General features: G+C 57.8%; 18 protein-coding genes and 2 other RNA genes. 8 read left to right on the plus strand and 12 right to left on the minus strand.

All coding sequences use genetic code 11. The features are described from left to right. The first annotated feature begins 103 nt into the window (after nt 1-103). Nucleotides 104-490, plus strand: coding sequence for a hypothetical protein (locus ACFWW2_RS05230; protein ID WP_393926685.1), 387 nt, complete (start codon nt 104-106; stop codon nt 488-490). Nucleotides 491-713: 223 nt separating this feature from the next. Next, complete coding sequence (locus tag ACFWW2_RS05235) at nt 714-1,103, plus strand: hypothetical protein (protein WP_393926686.1); 390 nt, start codon at nt 714-716, stop codon at nt 1,101-1,103. Here the strand turns inward: ACFWW2_RS05235 and ACFWW2_RS05240 are convergent, their stop codons facing one another. From ACFWW2_RS05240 to clpS, 3 genes are read right to left on the minus strand one after another with little or no spacing between them, the layout of a single operon-like run. After that, on the minus strand, nt 1,104-1,907 hold the full coding sequence (locus ACFWW2_RS05240) for an SDR family NAD(P)-dependent oxidoreductase (RefSeq protein WP_393926687.1): 804 nt from the start codon (nt 1,905-1,907) through the stop codon (nt 1,104-1,106). Nucleotides 1,908-1,928: 21 nt separating this feature from the next. Further along, nucleotides 1,929-2,900 (minus strand): class I SAM-dependent methyltransferase, encoded by a 972-nt coding sequence (locus ACFWW2_RS05245; protein ID WP_393926688.1) that lies wholly within the window; start codon nt 2,898-2,900, stop codon nt 1,929-1,931. Nucleotides 2,901-2,924: 24 nt separating this feature from the next. Then, on the minus strand, nt 2,925-3,266 hold the full coding sequence (gene clpS / locus ACFWW2_RS05250; RefSeq protein ID WP_393926689.1) for an ATP-dependent Clp protease adapter ClpS: 342 nt from the start codon (nt 3,264-3,266) through the stop codon (nt 2,925-2,927). 338 nt (nt 3,267-3,604) lie between these two features. Here clpS and ACFWW2_RS05255 point away from each other — a divergent pair, with 338 nt between their 5' ends. Beyond that, the gene (locus ACFWW2_RS05255; protein ID WP_393926690.1) at nt 3,605-5,053 is read left to right on the plus strand and encodes a D-alanyl-D-alanine carboxypeptidase family protein; all 1,449 of its coding nucleotides are present in this window, start codon (nt 3,605-3,607) and stop codon (nt 5,051-5,053) included. Between the two features lie 27 nt (nt 5,054-5,080). Here ACFWW2_RS05255 and ACFWW2_RS05260 read toward each other — a convergent pair whose 3' ends face one another. The 6 genes from ACFWW2_RS05260 to ACFWW2_RS05285 form a co-directional block, all read right to left on the minus strand. Beyond that, a complete protein-coding gene (locus tag ACFWW2_RS05260) occupies nt 5,081-5,737 on the minus strand; it encodes a hypothetical protein (protein ID WP_393926691.1) in 657 nt (218 codons plus the stop codon). A 120-nt stretch (nt 5,738-5,857) separates the two neighbouring features. Then, nucleotides 5,858-7,456 (minus strand): ABC transporter ATP-binding protein, encoded by a 1,599-nt coding sequence (locus ACFWW2_RS05265; protein ID WP_393926692.1) that lies wholly within the window; start codon nt 7,454-7,456, stop codon nt 5,858-5,860. Continuing rightward, nucleotides 7,453-8,652 carry an ABC transporter permease gene (locus ACFWW2_RS05270; protein ID WP_393926693.1) on the minus strand — a complete coding sequence of 400 codons (1,200 nt, stop codon included), beginning with the start codon at nt 8,650-8,652 and terminating at the stop codon, nt 7,453-7,455. Before ACFWW2_RS05270 ends, ACFWW2_RS05265 begins: the two co-directional genes overlap by 4 nt. Then, nucleotides 8,652-9,725 (minus strand): microcin C ABC transporter permease YejB, encoded by a 1,074-nt coding sequence (locus tag ACFWW2_RS05275; RefSeq protein WP_393926694.1) that lies wholly within the window; start codon nt 9,723-9,725, stop codon nt 8,652-8,654. The genes ACFWW2_RS05270 and ACFWW2_RS05275 overlap by 1 nt, the downstream gene beginning before the upstream one ends. 12 nt (nt 9,726-9,737) lie before the next feature. Next, nucleotides 9,738-11,663, minus strand: coding sequence for an extracellular solute-binding protein (locus ACFWW2_RS05280; protein ID WP_393926695.1), 1,926 nt, complete (start codon nt 11,661-11,663; stop codon nt 9,738-9,740). Nucleotides 11,664-11,829: 166 nt separating this feature from the next. After that, entirely contained in the window at nt 11,830-12,345 is a 516-nt protein-coding gene (locus ACFWW2_RS05285) for a c-type cytochrome (RefSeq protein WP_393926696.1), read from the minus strand. A 119-nt stretch (nt 12,346-12,464) separates the two neighbouring features. Between ACFWW2_RS05285 and ACFWW2_RS05290 the strand changes: the two genes are divergently transcribed. Beyond that, entirely contained in the window at nt 12,465-13,313 is an 849-nt protein-coding gene (locus ACFWW2_RS05290; RefSeq protein WP_393926697.1) for a prephenate dehydratase, read from the plus strand. Nucleotides 13,314-13,376: 63 nt separating this feature from the next. Here the strand turns inward: ACFWW2_RS05290 and ACFWW2_RS05295 are convergent, their stop codons facing one another. Both ACFWW2_RS05295 and nudC read right to left on the minus strand, forming a co-directional pair. Beyond that, entirely contained in the window at nt 13,377-13,841 is a 465-nt protein-coding gene (locus tag ACFWW2_RS05295; RefSeq protein ID WP_393926698.1) for an SRPBCC family protein, read from the minus strand. A gap of 46 nt (nt 13,842-13,887) precedes the next feature. Continuing rightward, nucleotides 13,888-14,838, minus strand: a complete 951-nt coding sequence (nudC, locus tag ACFWW2_RS05300) for an NAD(+) diphosphatase (RefSeq protein ID WP_393926699.1) — start codon at nt 14,836-14,838, stop codon at nt 13,888-13,890. Nucleotides 14,839-14,933: 95 nt separating this feature from the next. On the opposite strand from nudC, the gene ACFWW2_RS05305 reads away from it, so the two are divergent. Continuing rightward, nucleotides 14,934-16,802: a bifunctional 2',3'-cyclic-nucleotide 2'-phosphodiesterase/3'-nucleotidase gene (locus ACFWW2_RS05305; RefSeq protein WP_393926700.1), complete on the plus strand. Its 1,869-nt coding sequence runs from the start codon at nt 14,934-14,936 to the stop codon at nt 16,800-16,802. A gap of 39 nt (nt 16,803-16,841) precedes the next feature. Then, an RNA gene (ffs, locus tag ACFWW2_RS05310) (signal recognition particle sRNA small type) lies at nt 16,842-16,940 on the plus strand. 333 nt (nt 16,941-17,273) lie between these two features. On the opposite strand, the gene ACFWW2_RS05315 is transcribed toward ffs (ACFWW2_RS05310), so the two are convergent. Next, the gene (locus ACFWW2_RS05315) at nt 17,274-18,044 is read right to left on the minus strand and encodes a glycosyltransferase (protein WP_393926701.1); all 771 of its coding nucleotides are present in this window, start codon (nt 18,042-18,044) and stop codon (nt 17,274-17,276) included. A gap of 397 nt (nt 18,045-18,441) precedes the next feature. On the opposite strand from ACFWW2_RS05315, the gene ffs (ACFWW2_RS05320) reads away from it, so the two are divergent. Next, nucleotides 18,442-18,540: signal recognition particle sRNA small type (gene ffs / locus ACFWW2_RS05320), an RNA gene on the plus strand. A gap of 204 nt (nt 18,541-18,744) precedes the next feature. Further along, the coding region (locus ACFWW2_RS05325; protein WP_393925457.1) for a hypothetical protein at nt 18,745-19,017 on the plus strand (273 nt) is incomplete at its 3' end.

The raw sequence follows: 19,017 nt of genomic DNA on the forward strand, positions 1-19,017 counted from the left end.
CCCTGATATTGCATAACACTCTCGTGTTACTTTCCTTGCACCATATCAATCACGTATAGATGATCCAGACCAAACCCATTCGTTTCACCCTTCGGAGACAGCCATGCGCCCCGCCCTTCTGATTCTGCCACTGCTTGCACTGACCGCCTGCGCAACACCTCGCGAACAATGCATCAACGAGGCAAGTCGTGAGGCGCGGGTACTCAGTGCGCTGGTCAATGAAACACGGGCCAATCTGGCACGGGGCTATGCGCTGGAGGAACGCCAGGAAGTCCGCTCATTCACCCGCATGTGCAGAGGTGAAAACTCCGACGGCACGACATTCCGCTTTCCCTGCAGCAAGACGGACACGATTACCGTGACGGAACCTGTCGCCATCGACCTGAATGCAGAAACCGCCAAACTTGCCTCTTTGGAAGAACGGCTCGCGCAAGTTCAAACCGGAACTAACGCCGCCGTCGCCCAATGCATTGCGATCCATCCTGAATAGACCTCTGCGCCAATCAAGATTTTCATCCGGTTAGGCCATTTGTGCGTGGCTTACTCTATCTTCCGGCGCTTCGGATGGTGCAAACATACAACAGCGCCCACCATTTCAAAAAGTGACCTGCGCGACCACGGTTGCCACCGAAAAGATCGATACGTACAACGCATCGCATACATAAAATGCGGCATACTTGAACCCTACGTATTCGCAAAACCCTGGAGAAACCATGCGCCACTCGATCTTACTCTTGCTTCCCGCCCTTGCCTTAGCGGCATGTTCCACGCCCCGCGAAGACTGCATCTACAACGCCAATGATCAGCTACGCACATTGGAAAGCAAGATCAAAACGGCGCAGGGCAATGTCGACCGCGGCTTCGCTATCAGCACGAGCAGAAACACTCGGACTGTTGAAGCCACCTGCACAAACACACTGCCCGACGGCACGGTCGAACGGTATCCCTGTGATCGTACCGAGACGTTTACAACATCGGATCCGGTTCAAATCGACATCGCTGACGAACGCAGAAAACTTGCTGAATTCAAGCGTCAACTGGCTCCACTTCAGGCGGCGACGAATACTGCAGTGCAACAATGCATCGCCATTCACCCTGAATGATCAGTGCGCAGACACGTCTGCAGGGTCGATTAGCGTACGCCCACCATCGACAGTAATGATCTGGCCGGTGACAAAACCGGCCGCATCTGACGCCAAATACTGCACCGCATCCGACACCTCACCTGGGCTGGCGATGCGGTGTAGCGGCGTGTTTTCCACAATCGCCTCGCGCGTCTCATCGTGATCCTTCAGCGATCCTTTCAGACTGGCGCTCATCACACTGCCAAACGCCACGGCGTTCACCCGGATGCGGTGGGGGGCCATGGCCACGGCCATCGACCGGGTCATCTGGTCCAATGCCGCACAGCTGACCGAATAGGCCAGCAGATCAGCATGGGTGCGGCGGGCGGCAATCGAACTGATATTCACAATCGCGCCAATCGGGCTGTCATCATCGCCATCGGCCTGTTTGATCATGCGCCGCGCGGTGGCCTGGCTGAGCCTTAAGGCCGTCAGCAGGTTCTGGTTCAGCAGTTCATCGACCGAGTTGTCATCGGGGTTCAGCGGGTCGGTTGTCATCACCTGTCGCGATGCATTGACCAGGATATCCACCCGCTCAAACGCATCCACGGTCGATGACAGCAGGTTGGTGACCGTCAGCTTCTTGCGCAGATCACCGGCAAAGATGCGAATATTCTCTTCCTTCTCCGCCTCTTCGCCGATCTCGTGACACAGTTTCTTTTCATCCATATCGGCGAAAACCACATTGGCACCCTGTTCGACAAAATGCCGCCCGATGGCCAAGCCAACGCCGTTGGCCGCTCCGGTGACGATGGCCGTCTTGCCAGCGATGGAAAAGGACATGTGGGTCTCCCTCAGCGCGCCTTAGCGGACAGGCCGGTTGGCGTGAAACAGTTTGAACGCACCGTTACCGCCAATCATGTCCACATTACGGAAACTTTGGGTCAAGGTTGTTTCATAGGGCAAATGCCGGTTGGCGACCATCCACAGCTTGCCATGCGGGGCCAACAGGCGTGACGCCGCCTGAATAAAGGCGCGGCCCAGCCCGGGATCAGACGCGCGACCAGCGTGAAAGGGTGGGTTCATGACGATCCCATCAAACGGGCTGTCCGGCTTGAACCGGGTTGCGTCCGCCCAGTGAAACCGAACCTTCGGATCGGTGACATTCAAACGGGCGCAGGCAACCGACAGCGCCTCGGCCTCAATCAGATCCAGCGATGTGACACCGGCACGGGCCAGAACCGGGGCCGCCAGATACCCCCACCCGGCCCCCAGATCGGCCATGCGGGCGGGAAGCTTGGCAGGCAACGCCTCGGCCAGCAGGGCAGAGCCCGCATCAACCACCCCGTCCGAAAACACACCGGCGGTCGTGTAGAATCCATGCGCGCCCTTCTGGGGCGGAGGTGCCTCCCAATCGGCAAACGCATCCGTCGCCGCAAACCAGAAGATCCGGCCATGTGATTTGGTGATCGAGGGCAAATCGCCCAACCGTTTGCGACATGCCTTGAAGATACTGTCGATACCGTCCGTCTTTTGACCGTCAACTATAACGAAATCGGCATTGTCGCAGGCGTCCGCGATCATCGCCCGCGCCAGCAGTTTCGCACGCGGCAGAACCACGATGGCCGTTTTGGTGTCCGCCACCGACTGCGCCATACCATACCCCGCATTCTGCCACGCTATGTAGTCAGGATAGAACCCATGCACGATCTCTGTCGCATCCCTTGGCAGCGCTGACACATCATAGCCCGCCGGTGGGCGCATTACGGAAATGTTGCCATCAGGCAACGCCAAAAGACCATCATCCAGGGCCGTGCTGAGGCGGGATTGGGACATGTGGCGGGGAACAGCGCTGCTGCGCTATTCCTTCTCCATTGTGCATTGCAGCGGGTGCTGATGACGCTGGGCAAAGTCCATGACCTGCGCAACCTTGGTCTCGGCAATCTCGTGGCTGAAAACACCGACGACCGCGACGCCCTTCTTGTGAACGGTCAGCATCAGTTCAAACGCCTGCGCATGGGACAGGCCAAAAAACCGCTCCAGAACATGCACGACAAATTCCATCGGCGTGAAATCATCGTTCAATATCAAAACCTTATAAAGCGGCGGGCGCTTGGTCTTGGGCTTTGTCTCAAGCACAACACCGACGTCGCCGTCGTCATCATCCTCTTTGTCAGCCATCATGATCAGGTCAGCCAGCATCAATATGTCCCGTGTGATAGGCGTTATATATAAGGCACACGCCCCCAGTGAAAAGGCCAAGCTGTCGCAAACCACAAAAGAGGCGACAGCAGGCCGCAAGTCACCCATCTTGGGGGCCGATCCACCCGGCCCACCACATGTTGCTATATCAACCTGATCATCACCTGCAAAGTCTTTGAATTTAGGGTATTTTCTGAAAATCGAAGCTGTGTTAGCCTTGCTTCATAATAACAAGACCACCGGAAAAATCCGGGGTCAGAGGCAGATAAAAAGAGGCAAGCGACGTGGCAAGTCGTCCGGGACAATTGGCCCTCAACGGGCTATTTCTATTCGTATTAATGATATCTTTGCTTGTGGCGCCCCTGCGCGGCACGGCAGCACCCTACGCAGCAATGGTGATGGACGCGCGCACGGGCGAGGTTTTGCATTCGCGCAACGCCGACACCCGGCTCCATCCGGCATCGCTGACCAAGATGATGACGCTCTATATTGCCTTTCAGGCGATCGAACGGGGTGAGATCACGCTGGATACCGAGGTGACTGTCAGTCGCCTGGCCGCCAGCGAACCCCCTTCCAAACTGGGCCTGCGCGCCGGGCAACGCATCCGCCTGCGCTATCTGCTGCGCGCGGCGGCCGTGAAATCCGCCAATGATGCCTCAACCGCCATTGCCGAGGCGATTTCGGGCTCCGAAGCTGCGTTTGCCACACGCATGAACCGGACCGCCATCGCCATGGGCATGCGCAACACCACCTTCCGCAACGCCCACGGGCTGACCCAGAACGGGCATATGTCGACCGCCCGCGATATGTCGGTGCTCGGTCGTCACGTGATCTATGATTTCCCGCAATACTATAACCTGTTCTCGCGCCGCACCGCCGATGCAGGGATCGCCACCGTGCGCCATACCAATCGGCGCTGGCTGAACAGCTACCAGGGCGGCGATGGAATCAAGACCGGCTATACGCGCGCCGCTGGCTTCAACCTTGTTGCCTCTGCCCAGCGCGGTCAGGAACGGATCATTGCCACAGTGTTCGGCGGGTCCTCGACAGCCGCCCGAAACGCGCGCATCACTGAACTGATGGATATGGGTTTCAACCGCGCGCCGTCGCGTGCACGCATCCGCCAGCCAAACCCGCCTGCGGCGATGCTGTCGGGGACACCAAGCAATCAGGGTGCCGCCGTGCGTGGCAGCGCTGGCAAGACAGTGCGCGTCAACGGGCTCGTCTCCACCAGCATACGCCCCCTGGCGCGGCCACTGCCGCAAGCACCAGAGCCTGAACTGCTTGTCGCAGCCATTGATCAAAGCGTGATCGACGAAGTCGTGGCCAGCGCGGTCGATGCAGCCGTGGCAGAGGCGCTCGCCGATGTGCTTGGGGAACCTGCACCGGAAACGACGCAAGTCGCCAGCGCCACGCCCGCGGTCACCCCGCAACCACGTCCGGCCCCTTCCACCGAAACCGTCATGATGGCCGCCGCCGCACCTGATCTGGCAACGGCCCCCGTGGAAACCGGACCAGAGGTCGTGACCCGCATCTCTACCTCGGGCGGGCGGCACTGGGGGGTCAACGTCGGGCGCTACAATACGCGCTATGACGCCGAACGGGTGCTACTGCGCGTCGCCCTGAACGAGATGAGCACGCTTGACGGCTCACTCCGCCGGGTCGTGCAACGCTCTGGCGGGTTCGACGCCAACTTCATGGGCCTGACCCGCGAAGGGGCCGATCTGGCGTGCCGCAGGCTGCAGGCGCGCGGGACAACTTGCTTCATGATCGGGTCGGATGGTTAGACAGTCAGTCATCTGTCCCGGCAACAGTTACTGCCAAGGTACGCTGATTTCGAGCACGCTAAACAATTGCGGCGTCCGGCCCAGCCGGTCCGTCAGATGGTCGCGATCAACTGTCAGCATATCGAAAGTTGCGAGCGTGCCGGTCTCGCCATATTGACCGATCACTGTTGACCACCGACCCAACCGCACCGCTGGCGTTGGCTGGCCGGGCAGCAACGATGCTGCATCGCGGAGCCCCATTTCGGCACCAATGCCCAACAGGCATATCTGCCGAACAGGTTGGGCGCTGGTCCAATCACTTACAACTACAATGGCAGGCGGCTCTGTCGGCCTCGCCATGATTGCGAAAGGTCCCGACCTCGTGCCGGTCTGCGTGTCGATCCAATAATTCACGATCAATTGCTGGCGCACCGGTTGCATCGGCCCGAGTTCGTATTGGGGAAGAGAGCCATGCGCGTTATCAAGGGTCGCCAGATCTTCCAAAAGCGGGCGTTGATCTCCGGCGGCGGGCACCCAACCTGCGCTGGACAGAAAGCTGGCAATGTCCTCGCGTGTTTCAAACTGCCCGCCGCAGGCCTCCATGACCTGGGTCAGGGCTGAATCGGCAAGGGCCGTCACCGCACAGAGTGATACACCCAACGACAAGGCTGCCATCCTTATGCGGCGGGCAATCGGTTTGGTCATCACGTCAGGTCTCCTCATTCGGCGCAAGATGCAGCAGCATCCTGCGCTCTATTTTCATATAGGCAGGCTTCTCGAGATTGCATGGCGAAAGGAGATGTGCCTTCGCATAACGCGCAGTCCTCAGGCAACCTTGCCTTCAAACGCCGCAGCCATCAGTGCGCGTGTGTATTCGGTCCTTGGCGCATCAAAAATCGCATCCGCGTCCCCGGCCTCAACCACATCACCCTGCTTCATCACCATCACCTTGTGTGACAGCGCGCGCACCACCTTCAGGTCGTGACTGATAAAGAGATAGGCCAGCGCGTATTTTTGCTGCAGATCACGCAGCAATTGCACGATCTGTACCTGCACCGTCATATCCAGCGCCGATGTGGGTTCGTCCAGGATCAAAAGCTTGGGGCGCAGGATCATTGCACGGGCAATGGCAATCCGCTGGCGCTGCCCGCCCGAAAACTCATGCGGATACCGGTCCATCAGGTCAGGGTTCAGCCCCACCTCGCCCATGATTTCGGCCACCATCTCGCGCCGGTTACGGCCCGGTTCTACCCCATGCACACCCAACCCTTCCGAGATAATCTCGGCCACGGTCATACGCGGTGACAATGATCCGTAAGGGTCCTGAAACACGATCTGCATTTCACTGCGAAGCGGGCGCATCTGGCGCTGATTCAGATGGTGAATATCGGTGCCCTGAAACGCGATCCGGCCCTCCGACCCGATCAGACGCATCACCGCCAGCGCCAAAGTGGTCTTACCTGACCCGCTTTCACCCACCACGCCCAGCGTCTCACCCGCTCGCAATGTCAGGGTCGCGGCATTCACCGCTTTGATATGCCCTACCGTCCGCTTCAGCAGCCCGCGATGGATCGGAAACCAGATCTTGGTATTGTCGGTTTCCAGCACGACAGGCGCCTCTGCCGGAACAGCCGCAGGCACACCGGTCGATTCAGCGGCCAGCAGCATCTGGGTATAGGGATGTTGCGGATTGGCAAAAATCTCTTCAGTGGGGCCGGTCTCGACAATTTCGCCATCCTTCATGACACAGACCCGGTCGGCGATCTTGCGCACAATGGTCAGGTCATGGGTGATGAACAGCATCGACATGCCCACATCCCGTTTCAGATCGGCCAGCAGGTCGAGGATCTGCGCCTGAATGGTAACATCCAGCGCGGTCGTCGGCTCATCCGCGATCAAGAGGTCCGGTCCATTCGCCAATGCCATGGCAATCATGACCCGCTGACGCTGCCCGCCGGACAACTGGTGGGGGTATGCATTCAGACGGCTTTCCGCATCCCTGATCCCCACCCGATCCAGCAATTGAATGATGCGTTTGCGCACCTCCGGGCCACGAATGCCCTGATGCAATTCGATACTTTCCGCCAACTGTTTTTCCAGCGTGTGCAGCGGGTTCAGCGATGTCATCGGCTCTTGAAAGATAAAGCTGATATCGTTGCCCCGCACCCGGCGCAGTTCAACCTCATCCGCGCCGACCATCTGCGCGCCGTCATAGGTGATGGACCCGGCCATGACAGCGCTGTCACCCAACAACTGCACCGTCGACAGTGCCGTCACTGATTTCCCCGACCCGCTCTCGCCGACGATGGCAACCGTTTCGCCTTTCTGCACCTGAAAAGACACGCCGCGCACGGCATGTGTCGTCTCGCCATCCTGGCGGAAGGCCACGCGCAGGTCGCGCACATCCAGCAGTGGCGTACTCATCGTTGATCCGTCCCTGTCTTGGCCAAGGTCACCTCTTTGGCAAACGGCAGATCGTCGGTTTCGACCTTGCCGTCGGCCACAAAGGTCTTGCGGGGATCAAAGGCATCACGCACGCCTTCAAAGATGAACACCAAGAGCGACAACATGATCGCGAAGGTGAAAAAGGCGGTAAAGCCCAACCACGGGGCCTGCAGGTTCTGTTTGGCCTGCAATGTCATCTCGCCCAGCGACGCAGATGATGACGGCAATCCAAAGCCCAGAAAATCGAGGGCTGCCAGCCCGCCAATTGCCCCTGTCACCAGGAATGGCAGCATGGTCACCGTCGCCACCATCGCATTGGGCAGCATATGGCGAAACATGATCGTCCGATCACTGACGCCCAGCGCCTTGGCAGCACGCACATATTCCAGATTGCGGGCGCGCAGGAATTCCGCGCGCACCAATCCCGTCAGCGCAGGCCAGCCAAACAGGACGGTGATAAAGACCAACAGCCAGAAACTTCGCCCGAAAATGGCCGTCATGATGATGATGACATAAAGCGACGGGATGCCCGTCCAGATTTCGATAAAGCGCTGGAACAACAAGTCGGTCCAACCACCGCGATACCCCTGCACAGCCCCTGCGATAATGCCCAGAACTGACGCCATTACCGTGACGATCAGGGCAAACATCACGGACAGGCGGAAGCCATAGATAATTCGGGCGACCACATCGCGCTTGGTATCGTCGGTACCCAGCCAGTTCTCACCGCTGGGGGGCGATGGGGCGACGCCGGGGACATCCACGATCGTGTTGTAGGAAAACGGGATCACCGGCCACAGGACCCAACCGGGCTCAAACCCCTCGATATCCACCGTCTCGCCAGCATCAACCGCGGCAATCAATTCCTCTGGCGTGTCAAAACAATCGACCAGTCCGCCCGTGACGATCAGGCACTCGACCTCGACATCCTTGTAACCTGCTTCGGTCGGGAAATCGCCGCCGAAATCCTGCTCGGAGTAAAAGCTGAAGATCGGCATCCGCAATTCATCGCGGTAGCTGACAAGGATCGGTTTGTCATTGGCGATGAACTCCGCCAAAAGCGACAACCCAAACAGGATGCCGAAAATGACAAGCGACCACCAGGCCCGGCGGTTGCGGCGGAAATTGCGCCAGCGGCGCTGGTTCAGCGGGGACAGGAAGGGTCGTTTCGCCATCAGCCCCGCGCCTCAAAATCAATACGCGGATCGATGAACACATAGGTAAGATCGGTCAGAATACCGACCACTAGTCCGATCAGCGAAAACGCAAACAGGGTGCCAAAGACAACCGGATAGTCGCGGGCGACCGCAGCCTCGAACCCCAGCCGACCCAACCCGTCCAGCGAAAACAGCGTTTCGATGATCAGCGAGCCTCCAAAGAAAACCCCGATAAACAACGCCGGAAAGCCCGAGATCACAATCAGCATGGCGTTGCGGAACACATGGCCGTACAGCACCCGGCTTTCCGACAAGCCCTTGGCCTTGGCGGTAATCACATACTGCTTCTTGATCTCGTCGAGAAAGCTGTTCTTGGTCAGTAGGGTCAGAGTGGCAAAGGCGGAGATAGTCGAGGCAATCACCGGCAATGTGATATGCCAGAAATAATCCAGCACCTTGCCGATCAAGCTCAGGTCCTCCCAATTGGCAGATGTGAGCCCTCGCAGCGGAAAGATGCGCCAATAGGACCCGCCCGCAAACAGCACGATCAGCAAGATGGCAAACAGAAAACCCGGGATCGCATAGCCCACGATGATCGCACCTGACGTCCAGGTGTCAAACGGGCTGCCATCGCGCACGGCCTTGCGGATACCCAACGGGATCGACACCAGATAGGCAATCAGGGTGGACCACAGGCCCAGCGTGATGGAAACAGGCATCTTTTCGATCACCAGATCGAAAACGCTGATCTTGCGAAACCAACTTTCGCCAAAATCAAAGCGCATGTAGTTCCACATCATATTCAGGAACCGTTCAAGTGGCGGCCTGTCAAAGCCAAACTCGCGCTCCAACTCCTCGATAAACTCTTTGGGCAAACCCTGTCCGCCCAGATACCCGCTATCCTCACCACCGCCAACTTCGTTGCCACCACCGGCGATCCCCTCAAACACGTCACCGCTGCCCTCGAGCTGGGCAATGATCTGTTCAATGGGGCCACCCGGCACAAACTGGATCAGGGCGAAGTTGACAATCATGATGCCCAGCAAGGTCGGGATCACCAGCAACAGTCGTCGGAGGATATAGGCGCCCAAAGCTAACGATCCTTACTGGAATGCGCCTGCTGCACGCAGGGCCTCGCCTGCTTCTTCGTCATACCACCAGAAATCCAACTGGCCCAACGCGTAGGGAGGCATGTTTTCGGGATGCCTGAACATGTCGTAATAGGCCACTGTGTGCTTGTCCTTGAACCATTGCTGAACCCAGAACCCTTCAGCCCGCAAGGCCCGGTCAAGCGCGTGAACCGCCGGTGTCAACTCGTCCAGCGTCTTGGCCTCAATGACCACCTTCATCAGCTGGTCAATCGCCTCGCTGCGCAAACGCATCAGGTTGCGTGAACTGTCATCTGCCGTTTCAGACCCGTACCACTGGCGCAAGCCACTGCTCGGCTCGAAGGTCATGCTGAAACCATGCCCCACCATATCAAAATCGCCGCTGCGCCGCCGGTCGACATATTGTGACCGATCCACGCGATCCAGTTTGGCATCAACGCCCAGCCGTGTCAGGTTTTCGATATAGGGGTTGATGATCCGGTCGAATGCAGGACTGAAAGACAGGATCTCAAGGCTCAGCGGCTGACCATCCTTCATGCGGACACCATCGTCACCGGCAACCCAGCCCGCCTCATCCAGCAAGGCCGACGCTGTACGAAGGTTGCGACGGTCAAGGGGGCGGTCGGCGGCGCTTGAAGTCGGCGCCATGACAGGCTCGCTTGTCAGGATGCTTTCATCCAGCAACCCGTCATCGACCAAGGGCTGTAGAATGGCCACTTCTTCCGGTGTCGGCACACCTGTGGCTTCCAGATCCGAGTTCTCCCAGAACGAATTGACCCGCTCATAGAGCCCGTAAAACAAGGTTTCATTGGACCACTCAAAATTGAACATCAGGCCAATGGCCTGACGCACCCTCAGATCCTGCCACTTCGCGCGATCCAGATTAAACACAAAGGCCTGTGCATAGCCGATCGTGCCATCGGCAAATTCTTTCTGCACAGCCTGCCCGTTATCGATTGCGGGGAAATCATAGCCGGTCGCCCACTCCTTGGACGAATTCTCGATGCGGAAGGTGTAAGCGCCCGATTTAAACCCTTCCAGGGCAGCAGCCGCATCGGCAAAATACTCGATCCGGATACTGTCGAAATTGATACGGCCCGTATTGATCGGCAAATCCTTGGCCCACCAATTGGGGTTGCGTTCATAAATGATCTGGCGACCAATATCGACGTCACCAAGCACATAAGGACCCGTCCCAAGGAAAGGTTCGACACGGGGTTCATCAAGCCGGGCACCGGTCTCCTCAAACCATGACTTGGAAAAGATCGTGCTGCCACCGCCGGCAATACCGATCACGTCACGGCGCGGGGCCTCGGGGTTGAAGTTGAACTTGACCTCGTAAGGACCAAGAACCTCGACACTGTCGACATAGGTGCTGACGACATTACGATATTCGGCAATGCCCTGCTCCATGAACAGTTCATGGGTAAACTTGACATCCTCGGCGGTCAGCGGGCGCCCATCGGAAAACGTCACATCGTCGCGCAGGTTAAAGATGACCCAATCGCGGCTTTCAGGATATTCCATGGTCGTACACATATAGCAGTAGGAGCCATAGGGATCATCTGCCGTACTGGCCAATATCCCCTCATACGGCAAACCGGGCAACGATGCCGCGACACCCTTGCGCGAGTAGTTGTTGAAGCTGTCAAACGTGCCTTGCGCCCAGAGGGCAATCTCACCACCCTTGGGGGCATCAGGGTTGACGTAATCAAGGACCTCGTTCGGGCCGTATTTCACCTCACCGAAATTCGAATAGGCGTGACTCTCGATAATCGTCTCATGGCCATCCGCCCAAGCGCCATTGGCAGCGATGGCCGCGCCCACGCCGATCACCGATCCCATCAACCAGTATTTCAACCGCGCCACCGTTTGGTGCTGTGCCGCAGCGATGGCTCTGGATCGGGGGCGATACTGCATTACTGTCTCCGGATTGAAAAACATCTGATCGTGCTTACATAAAGTAAATGGATTGTTTCACCGAGTTTCAAGTTGAGTTTACGTGATCACCAAGTGACCACACGATACCGCGCATGAAAAAGCCGCCCGGACCGGGGCGGCTTTGGTTTTCCAGCGATATCGGAACTCAATCGTCCAGACTGTCAAGATAGGCAATTAGGTTCGCCCGGTCCTCGACACTGCGCATCCCGTTGTAACCCATTGCGGTGCCTGGCGCCCAGCTGCGGGGATTCTCCAGGAACCCGTTCAGGTTCTCCGGTGTCCATACATCGGCCACCTCGACCAAAGCGCCGGAATAGTTGAAATCGTCATAAAAAGCGACCTCACGACCAACAACACCATAAAGCGCAGGGCCTGTGCCATGGACACCCGCCTCAAGCGCATGGCAGGACCGGCAGTTGCGCCACAAACCCTCGCCATCGGCGGCACTGGCCGAGGCCATCACAACCGCGAAATCAACCTCTTCAACGACCTCAACTTCGCCATCTTCGCTCTCGACTTCGATCACATAAGCCTGCGCATGGTCGCCATGCCCGTCACCGCTGTGATAGATCAACTCCGCGACCCAGGCACCCAGCAGATAGATCAGCAATGTGCCGCAAAGCGCCCCAACCGTCTTGGTCATCGTCATTGTGTCGAACATGTCGCGTTCCATTCCGTTCAAAGTTTTGCGGTATCTATCCGCTTCCCACGCCGGGTTGCAAGGTGTACTGGCGCGACGAAACGCCCATTTTTGTCGTATCTGACGGGGAGGACACGATCATGTCGCAAAAAATCGCGTTCCAGGGTGAACTGGGGGCTTACGGGCACGAAGCCTGTGCCGCGAATTATCCGGATTATGAGCCGCTGCCCTGCCCTACCTTCACTGCATCGATCGAGGCAGTGCGCAATGGCGACGCCGATCTGGGCATGATCGCGGTTGAAAACTCGACCTATGGGCGGGTCGCTGACGTACACTCCCTTTTGCCCAAAAGCGGGCTGCATATCGTCGATGAAAGCTTTGTGCGGGTTCATATCAATCTGCTGGCGCGCAAAGGGGCCAGCCTGGATGATATCAAGACCGCATTCGGGCATGTGGTGATCCTGCCGCAATGCGCGGGCTTCCTGCGTGAGCATGGGATCACTGGCCGGGTGAAATCCGACAATGCCAAGGCCGCCCGCGATGTCGCCGAAGGTGACGACATGACAATCGGCGCACTGGCCTCGGAACTGGCGGCGGACATTTACGGACTTGATGTGCTCGCCCGCAATATCGAAGACACCGATAACAACACCACCCGGTTTTTGGTCATGGCGCGTGAACCTGATTACCGCAGACGCGGTGAACACGGGATGATGACCAGCTTTGTGTTTCGGGTGCGCAACATCCCCGCAGCGCTTTACAAGGCCATGGGCGGGTTTGCCACCAACGGGGTGAACATGACCAAGCTGGAAAGCTACATGGTCGGCGGCGCCTTCACGGCGACACAGTTCTATGCCGAAATCGAAGGGCATCCTGATGACCGCAACGTGCAACTGGCACTGGAAGAACTGCAGTATTTCACCGATCTTCTGCATGTGATGGGGGTCTACCCCGCCGCCGCCAGACGACGCGAACCCGCAAAAGACTGAGCATGCGGTAAAGGAATTTCTCGAAATTCCTTTTGCACAAAAAAAAACTGGAATTTTTTTGCCTCAGCTCGCCTTGCGGTAAGCGTCCTCGATATCTTCGGCAAATTCCACCACGCGCGCTTTGAACCGCTTGGTCAGTTTCACCTTGGCCAGCTTCATGGATTGCAACAGCAGCCGGGCGGTCAGTGATTTCGCCCGCAGATCCATCGCCACTGCAACACGGGTGCGCCCACGGGACAAGGGGACCAGTTCTACAGTCGTGGCCACGCTCAGCCCATCCGACACCGTATCGATCCGATAATGATGGGGCGGGTCAAGCTCACTCACCGTCGCACGCATCCGGCGCTCCCGCTGGCGAAAGGTAAAGACGATGTCCCAGGACGATCCAATCTGATAGGGTCCGCTATCAATGCGGGTGATATCGGCCCCATGGCGCAGCGCGCGCCGCTCAAACCCGGCAAAATCACTGACCTGCGCAAAGACGTGATCGACCGGGGCCTCTATATCTTCGCGCGTGCTGAATTTCATGTCATCTGCCCCAGTTCGAACACCAACAGTCTAACAAGCCAAACGGTTAATCAAGCCTGTCTGCCAGCCAATTTTGCAGTAGAAAATGGGCAATCGCCCCCTTGCGGGCCGGCAGGATGTCAGGATGCTGCCCGGCAAAGGCCTGCGCCATCTCCTCCCGACTGACCCAGCGGGCATCTTCGATCTCCGCCGGATCAAGGGTCAGCTCTGTGCCCAATGCCTCACCCATACAGCCAAACATCAGTGACGCCGGAAACGGCCAGGGCTGGCTTGCCAGATAGGTCACAGGACCGACACGCACCCCTACCTCTTCAAACACTTCGCGGCGAACGGCGGCCTCCATCGTCTCGCCGGGTTCGACAAACCCCGCCAGACAGGAATACATGCCTTCAGGCCAACCGGGCGACCGGCCCACCAATGTCGCGTTGCCATGGGTGATCAGCATGATCACGACCGGATCGGTGCGCGGATAATGGTGCCCGCCACAGGCCGGGCAATCACGCTGCCAGCCCGCCATCGCCAGCACGCTTTCTGCACCGCAAAGCGCACAAAAGCGGTGGGTCCGATGCCAGCCAAACACCGCTTTGGCCGTCGCGGCCAGTTCCGCATCACGCAGGCTCAGCCGGGTCATCACGCCGCGCAATTCGGCAAAAACCACGTCATCCGGCATCGACGGGTGGTGCTGTTCGGTCCGGTCCAGAAAACTGTCCATCTCCGATGCATCCAGATCGGGCGGTTCCCAACCCGATATATCAGCCGCAAAAATAGCTGACCCACCGTCACGGCCCAAAAGGACCAGACCTTCGCTTGCATCCTTTAGGATAGGGTGGTCCATAGGGACATGGAAAAGACCATCGTCCGCGATCATCGGTTTGCCCCGCCACAACACAATGGATTGACTGTCAGGACGTTTGGCCAAATCCTGTGCCTGGCTGCGCCATTCTGCCGCACGATCAAGGCCGGAGCCACCAAATGTAACTGTTTCAGCAATTTTCATTACGCCGCAATGACATGTCAGCCATCCGAGTTCAAACTTTTCCGCCGTTGGCCCGTGGCAATCACATCGATTCACCTTATAGTTGAAAAATGATCATGAGTTCGCCTGAAGATGAGGCTGTTGAAGTTCAAGGGAGTGACCCGAAAGCGCGTTTGCGTATTCTCGAAACGACTGACCTGCACATGCAGCTGCTGGCCTATGACTACTTCGCCGATCACAGCGACAGCGACACCGGGCTGATCCAACTGGCCGACAGGATCGAAACACTCCGATCCGACCCGTCCTGCACCAGCGTACTTTTTGACAATGGTGATTTCATTCAGGGCAATCCGCTGGCCGATTACGTGGCCAGCAACGGCACGGATGACCAACCGCATCCGATGATCGCCGCCTTCAACACCCTGCAATACGACGCCATCACGTTGGGCAACCACGAATTCAACTATGGGCTCGATATGCTGCGCGCGGCGCTCGCCGATGCCAGATTTCCCGTGACCTGCGCCAATATCCACCAGATCAAGGGTGATGCGCTGGCCCTGCCATATGTCATTCTCGACCGGGATATGCCCTGCGACGACGGCAAGACCCGCACCTTGCGGATCGGTGTCACCGGCTTTGTCACGCCACAAATCACGGTCTGGGACCGGGTCGCCCTGAAGGGTGAGCTTGAAACCGAAGACATCGTCTTTGCGGCAGAGCGGTTGGTCCCGCAGATCAAGGCCGACGGGGCCGACATTATCATCGCGCTCTGCCATTCCGGCATCGGCGCCGCTGATCATTGCGAAACCATGGAAAACGCCGCCGTTCCACTGGCCGCCATCCCCGGCATTGATGTCGTGCTGACCGGTCACACACACGAAATGTTCCCCGGTGATGATCAACCCAGGACCAACATCGTTGATCCGGTCAACGGCACGCTGCATGGCAAACCCGCCATCATGGCCGGGTTCTACGGCAACTGGTTGGGGGTCATTGATCTGCAGCTTGGCTGGCACGACGGATCATGGACCATCCGAAGCCATCAGTCGCGGCTGGAACCGTGTTCAGCCCGCGACAACGGTCCCAGCCCCTTGCAAAAACAGCTCAGCACACATCTGCAAACCGCCCACAGCGCGACGATCAGGCATATCCGGCAACCCATCGCCCGGACCGAGGTGCCGATCCACAGCTACTACGCCAATATCGTCCCTGACCTCACCCAGCAGCTTCTGGCGCGGGCGCAACAGGATTTCATCCGCCGCGTCATGGCCGGCAGCCAGTATCATGCCCTCCCTGTCCTGTCATCGACCTCACCTTTCCGGGCGGGCGGACGGGCCGGGCCAAGCCATTACATCGACATCAGCCCAGGCGCGATTGCGCTGCGTGATGCGGCGGCGATCTATCCTTTTGCCAATACGCTCTGCGGGATCAGGCGCAGCGGGGCGCAGATCAGGCAGTGGCTGGAACGGGCAGCCTCGCATTTTGCCCAGATCATCCCCGGCCAGCATGACCAGCTCATGATCAACCCGCACAGCCCGGCCTATAACAGCGACACGATTTTCGGGCTCAGCTATGAATTCGACCTCTCGCAGCCCGCACATTTCGCCCCTGATGGCAGCGTGATCAACGCACAGGCCGGGCGGGTGCGGGCGCTGAAATATCAGGGGCAGCCTGTGGCAGACAATGACAGCTTCATCGTCGCCGCCAACAGCTACCGGACCCATGGCGGCGGCGGGTTCCGCGGCGCGGTCGAGGCCGACATTCTCTACCAGTCAACCAAATCCGCTCGGGACGTGCTTATCGACTATCTGCGCAGCAACGAAGTTGTGACGCAACCGGCCAGCCACACCTGGTATTTCACCCATCTGCCCGACACCCGCGCCATTTTCCAATCCGCCCCCGCCGCAAGCAAATACACAGCACCCGGCGTCAGCCATATGGGCCCCGGCACAGGCGGCTTTGACCAATACCGCTTCACCTTCTGACCGCTTGCACTGACGCGGGCGGCCCCTTATATGGTCCTTTGAGAGGTTGGCGCGGGCGAGCGCCTCGCCAACCTGGTCAGGTCCGGAAGGAAGCAGCCATAACGAGCCCCGCTTGGGTCGTTGTCCAACCTCTCACCTCAGGTGAAAAAACTCGGCGGTTTGACGTCCAACAATGAATACGACTGCAGCGATTAACACCCACGTCCTGTCAGAGGGGCTTTGACTTCGAACAAATGCAACGCCCGATTAATCTCTCACGAACCCCTGATGGCAATGATCCTGCTAGACGGACTTGGCAAAGGACCCCAGTGTAAGACACTCAAACGATCTTGAATGCAGCGCATTCATCCGATTGCCACTGCGACCGCCGAAATTATTCTCAATGCGGCAAAACCCTGCGATTTTGGTTCGCATCGAATGCATCCGTTTCTACCAGATCAACGGCCCTTGAATTCATGGGCAACAGCCAAACTAACGGCTCAGGAATAGCTTCTGATCCAATTGAACGATTGACCAGTGACGCCCGCCTTCGTTATAGCTGCGAAACACATCCCGTTCGACTGGCGCGGTTTCCTCTGGGATGACCTTCAGTCTCTTCTCATAGTCCAATCGGATTTTCCTGTTTCGCGACATCGGCTGCAAAGCCACTTCATTGAGGACGACCGGACCAGTAATTGTACCAATGTGGTAGGGCGAATAGCCGTTCATCCAGATTTCTAGCTCTCTCTGACATTCAAGATTGTAAAGGGCCTTCAACAGAAAGCTATAGAATAGCTTGGAACCCTGCCGCGCAAACATGATTGAGTTTACGAGGTAATATTCTTCCCGATGTCTGGGCTCCTGCCATCTGCGACGATCTATGAGTACGCCTTCGTAACGACCTAACTCGGACAACAATCTGGATATCTCATCCGTCTCGACCATACCGCAATGGCAATCGACGTACAGACCGCCGTATTCATAGAGAAGCACAAGCCGAGCGATATCGGACTTGGCGGCAGGTATGCTTATCTGCTGATAGAGTTCGAGATGTTTTGCGGCGAGATGCTTTTTCAGCAGGGGCAAGACATCCTGATCGCCAAAAATCCTGAAATTCGAGAAGGATGATTGCCAATGCTCCCTGAAGCCCTCGATTTTTTCACGATCTTCTCCTGTCCAATACGCAAAAGCATGACCCGAATGCCCGGCAGTAATCATCCTCTTTCTGGGTGCTTTCTTTCTATGCTTGAATGGAATTTTCATGAATAATTTCAATTATTTAACCTGCCAGCCATTTGCCGGCCATTCGCGATTCTACAAGGCTGAGCCGCATCATTAGATAGGCAACTCTGGCGCAGTAATCTTGCCACTCACCCTTATGTCGATATCGGCCGCCGACCACTCAATAAATCAACCGGCAGCAGATGCGTTGTCAAGCCACCCACATCCATCACACTGCACTCACACATCTGTTACACCGCTGCTTGCGCCCGCAAAACCGCCCCAATAATGGACAATGCATGTCCGGCGCTTTGGCTACACACCTTCGGCAAGTAAAGCCGCCGCCAGCCATGTGGGCCCCGGCACAGGCGGCTTTGACCAATACCGGTTCACCTTCTTACCGCTTGCACTGATGCCGGCGGCCCCTTATATGGAAACTTGAGAGGTTGGCGCGGGCGAGCGCCTCGCCAACCTGGTCAGGTCCGGAAGGAAGCAGCCATAACGAGCCCCGCTTGGGTCGTTGTCCAACCTCTCACCTCAGGCGAATGTGCCAAAGGCAAGATCGCCGTCAGGGACAAAGCGAGAAGGTAACGCCGTTTGGCAGTGGCCCGATCGGACCCGACAAAATCCCCCCATTCAATAGCAGCAAGCGAAAGCGCCCTCCCTCCTCCTCGGTTGCATCCCTACACAACCTGACCGATAGATTGTACCGGACCGCCAAACTAGAAGGCCAGGAAACACGATGACCGCACCCCTCATGGCCATGGTCCTGCTGGAACACCCCCTGATCCTCGATCAGGCCGCAGCGGAAGCTGTCATCGCTTCCTTCCCGGCCTCCGCCAAGGCAAAGCTGCATGCTGTCAAGAAGGAAGGCACCTCGCTCCAGATCACCTTTGACGACATGAAATTCACCGTGGTGTCGGTCGCCGAACCCATGGCGCTGCGGGATTTTGCCAAACAGTTTTCACAACCATCGGGTCGGGCGTTCGAGCCGATGATCGCGGCGCACCGGGCC

It is taken from the genome of Yoonia sp. R2-816, assembly GCF_046762905.1.
Classification (GTDB): domain Bacteria; phylum Pseudomonadota; class Alphaproteobacteria; order Rhodobacterales; family Rhodobacteraceae; genus Yoonia.